The organism is Rhodococcoides fascians A44A (assembly GCF_000760735.1).
GTDB classification, from domain to species: domain Bacteria; phylum Actinomycetota; class Actinomycetes; order Mycobacteriales; family Mycobacteriaceae; genus Rhodococcoides; species Rhodococcoides fascians_E.
This window is the reverse complement of sequence record NZ_JMEX01000005.1, coordinates 422,314-434,385: the sequence shown is the minus strand read 5'-3', so window position 1 is coordinate 434,385 and position 12,072 is coordinate 422,314. Positions and strand designations below refer to the sequence as shown.

The window sequence follows — 12,072 nt, the reverse complement described above, 5'->3', positions numbered from 1 at the left end:
GATTCGAACCCGCGACCCTCACCTTGGCAAGGTGATGCGCTACCACTGCGCCACATCCGCGTGCCCCGCGGAACCGTTACCGTCTCCGTGGTGCGGTGAAAACACTAGACCAACTTCTGGCGAACTCACAAATCGCCTTGTCAGTGCCGCTGTCGGTTGCTCGAGTGGCGTCACGGTCGGGTCGGGGGCGAGCGCCGACACGGGGAAGAGTCTGTACGGAACGCTCGACGAACAGGGCGATTCGAGTATCGCGCGGTACGCATGTTAATGTTCTGCCTCGTTCGAGAGGCGTACATCGCTGTCGGACGATGACGGTCCCGTGGCTCAGTGGAAGAGCGTCCGCTTCACACGCGGAAGGTCGCTGGTTCGATCCCAGCCGGGACCACTCGAAGCAAACAACGAGCCCCCGCACCAAGCCCCACGCACCGAGCGTGGGGCTTGTGTTGTCTCACGCGCCGGTAACCTGATGCGGTGACTGCAGACGATCGCGCCGAAACCGCGCACGACGACGGCGTATTCGACCGGGTGTCGGAACGACGACGCCAGTTCCGTGCCAAGATCAGAGCCAATCCCACTCTCGATCTCGCGTACCGAATCACGGTCGGCGTGGTCGGGCTGATCGTGCTGGGGCTCGGAATCCTGGCGATTCCGTATCCGGGTCCCGGGTGGCTGATCGTCTTCGCGGGCCTCGGCATTCTCGCGTCGGAATTCACGTGGGCGCATCGGCTCCTGAAGTTCGCGCGCAAGCACTACGACCGATTCATGGAGTGGTTCTCGCACCAGTCCGTGTTCGTCAAAGGGCTCGGTGTATTGCTGACCACGGCCGTCGTGCTGGTGACGTTGTGGTTGCTCGGTACGTTCTCGCTCATCGGCGGGTGGTTCGGTCTCGACTGGAGTTGGCTGTCCAGTCCACTGTGACGACGCGTCCGCGATGTGACGGCGAACGTGCACCCGAGAGCCGATAGGCTGTCCTCGGTCTCACCGACCGCCGCTATCCACTTACACCGGGATCTTCCCTGCGAGGATCGACCAAGGAGTACATCGCCGTGACCATGCCCGTAACCGCCGTCTCGCCCGCCCGCATCATGGTGCCGGCCGGAACGACTGCCGGAACGGCACTTCGGGACACGGGCTTGCCCAACAAGGGACCTGACGCGATCGTCGTCGTGCGTGACGCCGACGGCAAGCTTCGCGATCTGTCCTGGGCTCCCGACGGCGATGCCGAGGTCGAGCCGGTGGCCGCGAACACCGAGGACGGCCGCAGTGTCATCAGGCATTCCGCCGCGCACGTCCTGGCGCAGGCGGTCCAGGACCTGTTTCCCGGTGCCAAGTTGGGCATCGGCCCGTTCATCAAGGACGGCTTCTACTACGACTTCGACGTCGAGCAGCCGTTCACTCCCGAGGACCTGACCGCGCTCGAGAAGAAGATGAAGCAGATCGTGAAGGCCGGCCAGCGATTCTCGCGTCGCGTCTACGACTCGATCGATCAGGCCCGAGAGGAACTGGCGAACGAGCCGTACAAGCTGGAACTGGTCAACGACAAGTCCGGCATCGACGATCCCGAGATCATGGAGGTCGGCGGCGGCGAGCTGACCGCGTACGACAATCTGAATCCGCGGACGGGGGACCGAATCTGGGGCGACCTGTGCCGCGGCCCCCATATACCGACCACCAAGTACATCCCTGCGTTCAAGTTGACCCGCAGTTCCGCCGCCTACTGGCGCGGCAACCAGGACAACGCCGGTTTGCAGCGCATCTACGGAACCGCGTGGGAATCTTCCGAGGCTCTCGATCGCCACCTGGAGCTGCTGGCCGAGGCGGAGCGCCGCGACCACCGCAAGCTCGGGTCGGAGCTCGACCTCTTCAGCTTCCCGGACGAGCTGGGATCCGGGCTCCCGGTGTTCCACCCCAAGGGCGGCATCATCAGAAACGAGCTGGAGAACTATTCCCGGCAGCGGCACATCGAAGAGGGATACGACTTCGTCAACACCCCGCACATCACCAAGGGGCACCTGTACGAGGTGTCCGGCCACCTGGACTGGTATCGCGACGGGATGTTCCCGGCCATGCATCTCGACGCCGAGCTCGACGAGAGCGGTGCTGTGCGCAAACCCGGCCAGGATTACTACCTCAAGCCGATGAACTGCCCGATGCACAACCTGATCTTCCGCTCGCGGGGGCGCTCGTATCGTGAACTGCCCTTGCGGTTGTTCGAGTTCGGAACCGTGTACCGCTACGAGAAGTCCGGAGTCATCCACGGACTCACCCGCGTTCGAGGTCTGACCCAGGACGACGCCCACATCTTCTGCACTCGTGCGCAGATGCGCGACGAATTGACCACGACGCTCGAATTCGTTCTCGGTCTGCTCAAGGACTACGGGCTCGACGACTTCTATCTGGAGTTGTCCACTCGCAACCCGGACAAGTCGGTCGGCAGCGACGAAGTGTGGGAGGAAGCGACCAACACGCTCGCCGAGGTGGCAGCCGCGTCCGGTCTCGATCTGGTTCCCGATCCGGGTGGCGCGGCGTTCTACGGCCCGAAGATCTCGGTTCAGGCGAAGGACGCACTGGGTAGGACATGGCAGATGTCCACCATCCAGCTCGACTTCAACCTGCCCGAGCGCTTCGAGCTCGAGTACACCGCTACCGGGGGAAGCAAAGAACGCCCGGTGATGATTCACCGAGCACTGTTCGGCTCGATCGAGCGGTTCTTCGGTGTACTCACCGAGCACTACGCGGGTGCGTTCCCGGCGTGGCTGTCCCCAGTGCAGGTCGTCGGTATCCCGGTGGCAGAGGTGCATCAGGATCATCTGTTCGCTGTGGTGGCCGAACTGAAGAAGCGCGGAATCCGGGCAGAGGTCGATGCGTCGGACGACCGCATGCAGAAGAAGATCTTCAACCAGACCGCGCAGAAGGTGCCGTTCATGCTCCTCGCCGGCGAACGTGACGTGGAAGCCGGAGCGGTCAGCTTCCGGTTCCGCGACGGCACTCAGGTCAACGGAGTCGCGACCGACCGAGCTGTCGAGCTGATCGCGGACTGGATCAGCTCGCGCAACAACGCATCTCCCACCGCAACCCTCGTCGCCGAGACCTCAGGAGTGAGCTGACCATGCCCGACAAGGACGCGGCGATCGTCGACACCGGTTTCGGTGACCCCGATCGACTCCAACGTCTGTGGACGCCGCACCGCATGTCCTACATCACCGAAGCTCCCGGTGAGAACAGCAAGTCCAGCGAACCGTTCTCGGACATTCCGAAGATGAGCGACGAGGACGGGCTCGTGGTCGCGCGAGGCGAGCAGGTGTACGCGGTGCTCAACCTCTACCCGTACAACCCCGGGCACACGATGGTCGTCCCGTACCGGCGCGTCGCTGCGTTGGAGGATCTGACGCCCGCCGAGAGCGCCGAGCTCATGTCGTTCACTCAGCACGCCATCAGGACCATCAAGCGCGTGTCCAACCCGCACGGTTTCAACGTCGGACTGAACCTGGGTGCGGCAGCCGGAGGATCGTTGGCCGAGCATCTGCATCAGCACATCGTTCCCAGGTGGGGCGGCGACGCGAATTTCATCACCGTCGTCGGTGGAGCGAAGGTCATGCCGCAGCTGCTGCGTGACACGCGGGCTCTGCTGGCGTCGGCCTGGGCCGAATGAACATACGTCGAAAGGGGGGTTCGCGGTGCTGAGCATTCTCGGTAGGACTCCGATGTCCAAGGTGACGGCACCGCTCGGTCGAGCGCTCAACGCCACCGGACTGACTCCCAATTCGGTCACGCTGATCGGCACCGTCGTGACGGTGGCTGCCGCCGTGACGATGTTCCCGGCCGGGTACCTCTTCTGGGGCACGATGGTGATCACGCTGTTCGTGCTGTTCGACATGCTCGACGGTGCGATGGCGCGCGCACGCGGTGGCGGAACGAAGTACGGAGCGGTACTCGACGCGACCTGTGACCGCGTCGCGGACGGCGCGATCTTCGCCGGCCTCGCCTGGTGGGCGGTGTACAGCGAGCAGGACAAGCTGCTGCTGATCGCAACTCTGGTGTGCCTCGTGACGTCGCAGGTCATCTCATACGCGAAGGCGCGCGCGGAAGCCAGCGGTCTGTCGGCGGACGGTGGATGGATCGAACGGCCCGACCGCCTGGTCATCGTTCTGGTCGGTGCAGGACTGACCGGAATCGGTCGGCACTACGACGTTCCCTGGCTCGACAGCCTCATCTACCCGGCAATGTGGGTTCTCGCCGTGCTCAGCGTGGTCACGGTGTTCCAACGAGTGCTTGCCGTGCGCCGCTCCGAGGGCGCCAGGGACATCATCAGCAAGGAACCTGCGGCTACGACCGACGGCGACGCGAAGACCGATACGCCGTGACTCTCGGCGAGCGCGTCGGCGACGCGGGGTACGCCGCGGGCTGGCGCCTGGTGAGATCGCTTCCGGCCGGGCTGGCGACCCGACTGTTCGACGCCGGAGCGGACGTCGCGGCCCGTCGGGGCGGCGGCCCGGCTCAACTCCGTCGAAACCTCTCACGCGTGCTGGGCACCACAGCGGACCAGGTGCCCGACGAGCTAATCCGTGCGTCGTTGCGCTCCTACGCCCGATACTGGCGAGAGGCATTCCGCCTTCCGTCGATGGACCTCGATGAGTTGGCGGCGTCGCTCGATTCGAGCATCCACGGCCAGGAACACCTGAACGCTGCGCTCGCCGACGGTCGCGGCGCGGTGCTCGCGCTGCCGCACAGCGGAAACTGGGACATGGCCGGCGTGTGGCTGGCACGGACTCACGGCACCTTCGCGACCGTCGCGGAACGGTTGAAACCCGAATCGCTCTACCAGCGGTTCGTGGCCTACCGAGAAAGCCTCGGTTTCGAGATCTTCCCGCTCAGCGGAGGGGAGGTGCCGCCGTTCGCGGCGCTGTCGGAACGTCTGCGGGAGAACAAAGTCGTCTGCCTGCTGAGCGAACGCGATCTGGCCAGGCACGGTGTGCCTGTCACGTTCTTCGGGGAGCCGACACGAATGGCGGCGGGCCCGGCTCGCCTCGCGATCGACACAGGCGCGCACTTGCTGCCCGTGCACTGCTACTTCGACGGCGATGCCTGGGGCTTCTCCATCTCACCGCGCATCGACGTGGGCGAGGGAGTCGAGACCGCCACGCAGCAGCTCGCCGACCGCTTCGCCGACAACATCGCGACCTATCCCGCCGACTGGCACATGCTCCAACCTCTGTGGATGGACGACCTGTCCGATTCGCGGCGAGCACGGATCGAGGGCACGTGAAGATCGGGATGGTCTGTCCGTACTCCTTCGACGTGCCGGGTGGAGTTCAGGCACACGTGCAGCAGCTCGCCGAGGTGTTCATCGAACGGGGTCACCGAGTGAGCGTCCTCGCACCGGCGTCCGACGACACCGAACTACCCGACTTCGTCGTCTCCGCGGGTGAGGCCCTGGCCATTCCGTACAACGGCTCGGTGGCGAGGCTCCGGTTCGGGCCGGTCACGTACTCGCGCATTCGGAAGTGGATCGCCGAGAACGACTTCGACGTCCTGCACATTCACGAACCGAATGCCCCGAGCCTGTCGATGCTGGCACTCAAGGCCGCCGACGGCCCGATAGTGGCGACCTTTCACACTTCCACCACGAAGTCGTTGGTACTCAGTACGTTTCAGGGTGTTCTCCGTCCCTACCACGAAAAGATCAGCGGACGGATCGCGGTATCCGAACTCGCCCGCCGGTGGCAGGTCGAGGCACTCGGCAGCGATGCCGTCGAAATCCCCAACGGTGTCGACGTACCGGCCTTCCGACGCGCACCGCTGCTTCCCGGGTATCCCCGAGCCGGCGGCACCGTACTGTTCCTCGGCCGCTTCGACGAACCACGCAAAGGCATGGCGGTGCTGCTGCGCGCGCTTCCGACACTCGTCGAGCGACACCCCGACGTCGAGATACTCGTCGTCGGACGCGGTGACGAGGACAAACTACGAAAGGAAGCGGGCGCGGCAGCGTCGCATCTGCGGTTCCTCGGGCAGGTCGACGACGAGGAGAAGGCGTCGGCGATGCGGAGTGCCGACGTGTACTGCGCCCCCAACCTCGGCGGCGAGAGCTTCGGGATCGTGCTCGTGGAGGCGATGGCGTCGGGTACCGCTGTGGTGGCCAGTGAGCTCGACGCGTTCCGGCGGGTCCTTCGCGACGGCACCGCCGGCCTGTTGGTGCCGATCGACGACGACGTCGCCCTCGCCGATGCCGTCGACGCGGTGCTGTCCTCGGACGATGTCAGGGACCGTGTGGTGCAGGCGGCGACCCGGGCTGTGGCGGAATACGATTGGCCGGTCGTCGCCGAGCAGATCATGCGGGTCTACGAGACCGTGACCGTCGGGGGACAGAAAGTGCGGGCGGCGAGCTGATGACACTGTCCGCGTTGACGATTCTGATCGTCGGTCTCGTCGCGGTACTGGTCCTGGTGATCGGGCTGTGGGCCTACGCGACGGCCAACCGCCTCGATCGGCTGCACGTCCGCTCGGACCTGTCGTGGCAGTCGCTCGACTCCGCTTTGGCGCGCCGCGCCGTGGTGGCCAGAGCCGTGGCGTCGGCGACCAGGGCCCAGCTGGAGGACAGTCGGCGATTGGCGGCGCTGGCCGACGCCGCCGAACGCGCCGACCGCGCACATCGTGAGGCGGCCGAGAACGCGGTGTCGGTGGCGCTGGCGGCGCTCGATCCTGCCGATCTGCCCCCGCAACTGGTAGCCGAGCTCGCCGACGCCGAAGCCCGGGTGCTGATCGCGCGCAGGTTCCACAACGATGCGGTGCGAGACACGTTGGCGCTGCGCACGACCGCGGCGGTTCGTGCACTGCACCTGGGCGGAACTGCGCCCCTGCCGACGTACTTCGAGATTGCCGAGCGGTCGGCGTCCGACACCTTCGGGTCCGAGGGGCGAGCGGTGCAGCGCACCTCGGCGAGAGTCGTTCTCGTCGACGAACGAGGCCGGGTGCTTCTTCTGCGCGGCCACGATCCGACGGTTCCCGACGTGTATTTCTGGTTCACCATCGGCGGCGCCGTCGAGTCCGGCGAGAGCCTCCGCGAGGCCGCTGTCCGTGAGGTCCGGGAGGAAACGGGTCTGGGTGTGGCGTCGACCGAGTTGAAGGGGCCGATGTGGCGGCGTGTGGCCACGTTCCCGTTCAACGGAGTGCTCCTGCGGTCCGAGGAGCTGTTCTTCGCGTCGAGGACTCAGGAGTTCGAGCCCGAACATTCGGGATTCACCGACTTCGAGCGTCGAACGGTGACGGGCCACAAGTGGTGCACCGAGGACGACATCAGGTCACTCGCGGCGATCGGCGAGACGGTGTATCCGCAGGATCTCGCCGAACTGCTCGACGAGGTCAACATCGTGCTTGCGCGTAGAACCGAACCGGACGTACGCGCTATCCGCTGAGGCCGACGGACACGGCGGAACGGAGCGCTCGGTCAGGGGTCCAGCAATTCTCGACTGGCTATGGGAACGAATGCCAGTTCGGTCTACTCTCGGGCACGCCTCGCTCCGAGGTAGTCCCGTGTTCCCTCAGCTGCAGGAGAGTCCTTTGAGTACGCCCATCGTTCCCGCATCAGACGTCGAAGACAACGGCCGGGGGACAGCACGCGTCAAGCGCGGCATGGCCGAAATGCTCAAGGGCGGCGTGATCATGGACGTGGTCACCGCCGATCAGGCCAAGATCGCCGAGGATGCAGGGGCCGTGGCGGTCATGGCGCTCGAACGTGTTCCGGCGGACATCCGCGCGCAGGGTGGTGTGTCGCGGATGAGCGATCCGGACATGATCGACAGCATCATCGCCGCGGTGTCCATCCCCGTCATGGCGAAGGCGAGGATCGGCCACTTCGTCGAAGCGCAGATACTCCAGAGTCTCGGCGTCGACTACGTCGACGAATCCGAGGTGCTGACCCCGGCGGACTACGCCAACCACATCGACAAATGGAACTTCACCGTCCCGTTCGTGTGCGGCGCAACCAATCTCGGCGAAGCGCTGCGTCGGATCACCGAAGGCGCAGCGATGATCAGGTCCAAGGGCGAGGCGGGTACCGGCGACGTGTCCAACGCGACCACGCACATGCGCAAGATCCGCGACGAGATTCGCCGACTCACGTCGCTGCCCGAAGACGAGCTGTACGTCGCGGCAAAGGAACTTCAGGCTCCCCACGACCTGGTCGTGGAGGTCGCACGTGCGGGCAAGCTGCCCGTGACCCTGTTCACGGCCGGCGGCATCGCTACGCCGGCTGACGCTGCGATGATGATGCAACTCGGTGCGGAGGGCGTCTTCGTCGGATCCGGAATCTTCAAGTCCGGCAACCCGAAGGAGCGTGCCGAGGCGATCGTCAAGGCGACGACCTTCCACGACGACCCCGACGTCCTCGCCAAGGTCTCGCGTGGCCTGGGTGAGGCCATGGTGGGCATCAACGTCGACGATCTTCCGGTTGCTCACCGTTTGGCCGAACGCGGCTGGTGACGTCTCAGGCCTGGAGTATCGCGGGCCGGTCCGGGTGATCCCAGCGGACCACGACGTCCGCAGTCGGTGCCTCGTCGTAGAACTCGAGCAGCGGTGCAACCGTCCATGCGTCGGCCTCGGGGGTCCGGCGCCGCATGGTGGCTTCGCTGATCTTCAGGTGCACCGTCACCGCTGCATCGGGAATGCGTCCGAGGGCCGTCGGACCGGCGATCAGCAGAACATGGTCGGGAGCCGCGTCGACGAGGCTCGCCCTCGCGGACCGATCGGCCACCTCGTCCCAGAGCCGGGGTAGGAACGTTCCTCGGCCTCCGGGACGCATCGGGGCAACGACCTCACGCTCCACCGCGGCGAAGTCGAACCAGGCTGTCCGATAGGTCAACTCGTCGGTCCGAGAGTACTCGAATCGCAGTGAGGCGGGCCGCACGTAATCGTGGAGATCGATCACGTCACAACGCCGTCCGGACGCGCCCACAAGGTCACGGACCGTCCCGGCGAAATCGACCGGACCAGCAGCGTCGACGCCGTCGATCACACCGATTGCGCGGCGGCCGTGGGGAATTCGATCGGCCACTGCCCGGGCGAGTAGTTCCGGGAAAATCGGCACAGGCGTCGGCAGGTCTCGGTTCGGCACCGGTTCATCTTGTCTGTTTCCGCGCTTGTTAGCCTTCACCAGCAGCGACGAGAGGTGAACAATGGCCAGTATCGAGGACATTCTCGAATTGGAACGTATCGAGAACGACATCTTCCGTGGTCGAACCTTCCCGAGCATGTTGCAGCGGACGTTCGGCGGGCAGGTCGCCGGGCAGGCTCTGGTGTCGGCCGTCAACACAGTCGCCGACGACTACCGCGTGCACTCGTTGCACGGTTACTTCATCCGGCCGGGCAACCCCACGGAGCCGACCGTCTACATGGTCGAGCGCATCCGTGACGGCAGGTCCTTCTGTACGCGCCGTGTCACCGGAATTCAGGACGGCAAGGCGATCTTCACCATGTCCGCGTCGTTCCACGTCGACGACGACGGCATCTCGCACCAGGACACGATGCCCCGCGTCGTCGATCCGGAGACCTTGCCGGACCCGCGCACCCTTCCGGAGTTCGACAATTCGTTCTACGAGGAGTGGAAGGAATGGGACATCCGCAAGGTCCCCGATGAGCAGACCGAGAAATACCCGAGCCTCGCCGCCCAGCAGCGAGTGTGGTTTCGTTACCGCGATCGGTTGCCGGACAATCAGGTGTTCCACGTCTGCGCGCTCGCGTACATGTCCGACATGACCCTGATCGGCTCGGCAAAGGTCCCACACCCGGGCGTGGCGACTCAGACGGCGTCACTCGATCACGCGTTGTGGTTCCTGCGCCCGTTCCGCGCCGACGAATGGCTGCTGTACGACCAGACGTCGCCGTCCGCGGACTTCGGGCGTGCGCTGGCACAGGGCCGAATTTTCGACCGGCAGGGTCGCATGGTCGCCGCCGTAGTGCAGGAAGGTCTGATGCGCTTCGAGCGGGATCGAACGAAATCGGCCACCGATCCGTTCAAGCCCAGGTGACCGGGCCTCGCATCGGTGTACTCGCGTTGCAGGGCGACGTCCGAGAACACCTCGCTGCGCTGAGCTCGAGCGGCGCCGAGGCAGTCGCGGTACGCCGGCCCGCGGAGTTGGACGGCGTCGACGGACTCGTCGTTCCCGGCGGCGAATCGACGACGATGAGCAGGCTTCTGACGGTCTTCGAACTGCTCGAACCGCTGCGTGCCCGGCTGCGTGACGGACTACCCGCTTACGGATCGTGTGCGGGAATGATCATGTTGGCGAGTGAAGTTCTCGATACCAGAGAGGACGCCCAGCATCTCGACGCCCTCGACATCACCGTGCGGCGCAATGCCTTCGGTCGTCAGGTCGACTCCTTCGAAACCGATCTCGAGTTCGCTGGAATCGACGGCGACCCCCTGCGCGCGGTGTTCATCCGAGCGCCGTGGGTGGAACGCGTCGGCGACGGCGTGGAGGTCCTCGCCACCGTTCCCGACGGTCCCGCCGCGGGTCGCGTCGTCGCGGTGCGCCAGGGGCCCGTCATGGCCACCAGCTTTCATCCCGAGGTCACCGGTGACCGTCGCGTACACGGACTCTTCGTCGACCTCGTGCGTGGGGTCTGAGCGGCGACATTCGCACGTTTGCGGACGTGTATGGAGTCGGTGCCGGTCGAGCACGCGTAAACTACGAACACTTGTTGTAAGTACGAAAGGGGCTCCATCGCATGAGCGGCCACTCCAAATGGGCCACCACCAAGCACAAGAAGGCGGTGATCGACGCCAAGCGTGGCAAGTCGTTCGCCAAACTCATCAAGAACATCGAGGTGGCGGCCCGCACCGGTGGTGGCGATCCCACAGGTAATCCGACGCTGTTCGACGCCATCCAGAAGGCGAAGAAGACGTCGGTTCCCAACGACAACATCGAGCGTGCGCGCAAGCGCGGCGCGGGCGAGGAAGCCGGCGGCGCCGACTGGCAGACCATCATGTACGAGGGCTACGGACCCAACGGTGTGGCGGTGCTCATCGAGTGCCTCACCGACAACCGCAACCGCGCCGCGGGCGAGGTTCGGGTGGCGATGACCCGCAACGGCGGCAACATGGCGGACCCGGGATCGGTGTCGTACCTGTTCTCGCGCAAGGGTCTGGTGACGTTGGAGAAGAACGGTCAGTCCGAGGACGACGTCCTGATGGCGGTTCTCGACGCCGGTGCCGAGGAAGTCACCGACAACGGCGACACCTTCGAGATCGTCAGTGAGCCAACCGATCTCGTTGCAGTCCGAACGGCGCTGCAGGAGGCCGGGATCGACTACGATTCGGCCGAGGCCAGCTTCCAGGCGTCGGTGAGCGTTCCCGTCGACGTCGACGGTGCACGCAAGGTGTTCAAGTTGATCGACGCGCTCGAGGACAGTGACGACGTTCAGAACGTCTACTCCAACGTCGAACTGTCGGACGAGGTTCTCGCGCAACTCGACGAGGACTGACCCGTCGGCGGCCGGTCGGGTGTCGCACACGCTCGCTCGGCCTGCCCTCCGCTACGCTATCGAACAACAGTTCGTAAGCGGAAGGTGAACACGTGCGAGTGATGGGCGTCGACCCAGGCTTGACCCGGTGCGGGTTGAGTTTGATCGAGGGCGGTTCGGGGCGCAGTGTCATCGCATTGGACGTCGATGTCGTGCGCACTCCGGCGGACATGGATCTGGCGCAGCGTTTGCTCCGAATCTCCGAGGCCGCGGAGTATTGGCTCGATACTCATAAGCCTGACGTCGTCGCCGTCGAGCGCGTGTTCGCGCAACACAACGTGCGCACCGCGATGGGCACGGCGCAAGCCGGGGGAGTGATCGCGCTCGCCGCAGCCCGCCGAGGCATCGACGTCTGCTTTCACACTCCCAGCGAGGTGAAAGCCGCGGTCACGGGCAACGGTAGTGCGGACAAAGCACAGGTCACAGCCATGGTCATGCGGATTCTCGGACTGCAGACCGCACCGACTCCCGCCGACGCGGCCGATGCTCTCGCTCTGGGTATCTGTCACTGCTGGCGCGCGCCGATGATCGCGAGGATGGCGAAGGCCGAGGCGA

Annotated in this window: 13 protein-coding genes and 1 tRNA gene; 13 read left to right on the top strand and 1 reads right to left on the bottom strand. The window is 65.2% G+C overall.

Annotated features, from left to right (window positions below):
* The first annotated feature begins 313 nt into the window (after positions 1-313).
* The 9 genes from BH95_RS05805 to pdxS all read left to right on the top strand — a co-directional run bounded on the left by BH95_RS05805 (position 314) and on the right by pdxS (position 8,478).
* Positions 314-385: transfer RNA gene (locus tag BH95_RS05805), tRNA-Val, on the top strand.
* Between the two features lie 140 nt (positions 386-525).
* Positions 526-918 carry a TIGR02611 family protein gene (locus BH95_RS05800; protein WP_026347589.1) on the top strand — a complete coding sequence of 131 codons (393 nt, stop codon included), beginning with the start codon at positions 526-528 and terminating at the stop codon, positions 916-918.
* A 134-nt stretch (positions 919-1,052) separates the two neighbouring features.
* Entirely contained in the window at positions 1,053-3,107 is a 2,055-nt protein-coding gene (gene thrS, locus BH95_RS05795; RefSeq protein ID WP_094620658.1) for a threonine--tRNA ligase, read from the top strand.
* Positions 3,108-3,109: 2 nt separating this feature from the next.
* Complete coding sequence (locus BH95_RS05790; protein ID WP_019664004.1) at positions 3,110-3,652, top strand: HIT family protein; 543 nt, start codon at positions 3,110-3,112, stop codon at positions 3,650-3,652.
* 25 nt (positions 3,653-3,677) lie between these two features.
* On the top strand, positions 3,678-4,364 hold the full coding sequence (gene pgsA / locus BH95_RS05785; RefSeq protein WP_019664003.1) for a phosphatidylinositol phosphate synthase: 687 nt from the start codon (positions 3,678-3,680) through the stop codon (positions 4,362-4,364).
* Positions 4,361-5,266, top strand: coding sequence for a phosphatidylinositol mannoside acyltransferase (locus BH95_RS05780; protein ID WP_020110153.1), 906 nt, complete (start codon positions 4,361-4,363; stop codon positions 5,264-5,266). Before pgsA ends, BH95_RS05780 begins: the two co-directional genes overlap by 4 nt.
* Complete coding sequence (locus BH95_RS05775) at positions 5,263-6,387, top strand: glycosyltransferase family 4 protein (RefSeq protein WP_019664001.1); 1,125 nt, start codon at positions 5,263-5,265, stop codon at positions 6,385-6,387. Before BH95_RS05780 ends, BH95_RS05775 begins: the two co-directional genes overlap by 4 nt.
* The gene (locus BH95_RS05770) at positions 6,387-7,412 is read left to right on the top strand and encodes an NUDIX hydrolase (protein WP_019664000.1); all 1,026 of its coding nucleotides are present in this window, start codon (positions 6,387-6,389) and stop codon (positions 7,410-7,412) included. Before BH95_RS05775 ends, BH95_RS05770 begins: the two co-directional genes overlap by 1 nt.
* A gap of 118 nt (positions 7,413-7,530) precedes the next feature.
* Positions 7,531-8,478: a pyridoxal 5'-phosphate synthase lyase subunit PdxS gene (gene pdxS, locus BH95_RS05765; protein WP_019663999.1), complete on the top strand. Its 948-nt coding sequence runs from the start codon at positions 7,531-7,533 to the stop codon at positions 8,476-8,478.
* Between the two features lie 4 nt (positions 8,479-8,482).
* Here pdxS and BH95_RS05760 read toward each other — a convergent pair whose 3' ends face one another.
* The gene (locus BH95_RS05760) at positions 8,483-9,049 is read right to left on the bottom strand and encodes a hypothetical protein (protein ID WP_020110150.1); all 567 of its coding nucleotides are present in this window, start codon (positions 9,047-9,049) and stop codon (positions 8,483-8,485) included.
* A gap of 121 nt (positions 9,050-9,170) precedes the next feature.
* Here BH95_RS05760 and BH95_RS05755 point away from each other — a divergent pair, with 121 nt between their 5' ends.
* The 4 genes from BH95_RS05755 to ruvC all read left to right on the top strand — a co-directional run.
* Positions 9,171-10,022, top strand: a complete 852-nt coding sequence (locus BH95_RS05755) for an acyl-CoA thioesterase (protein ID WP_019663997.1) — start codon at positions 9,171-9,173, stop codon at positions 10,020-10,022.
* Entirely contained in the window at positions 10,019-10,621 is a 603-nt protein-coding gene (gene pdxT, locus BH95_RS05750; RefSeq protein ID WP_020110149.1) for a pyridoxal 5'-phosphate synthase glutaminase subunit PdxT, read from the top strand. The genes BH95_RS05755 and pdxT overlap by 4 nt, the downstream gene beginning before the upstream one ends.
* A gap of 101 nt (positions 10,622-10,722) precedes the next feature.
* Complete coding sequence (locus tag BH95_RS05745) at positions 10,723-11,478, top strand: YebC/PmpR family DNA-binding transcriptional regulator (protein WP_019663995.1); 756 nt, start codon at positions 10,723-10,725, stop codon at positions 11,476-11,478.
* A gap of 92 nt (positions 11,479-11,570) precedes the next feature.
* On the top strand, positions 11,571-12,072 hold a 502-nt coding region (gene ruvC / locus BH95_RS05740), incomplete at its 3' end, for a crossover junction endodeoxyribonuclease RuvC (protein ID WP_037181907.1).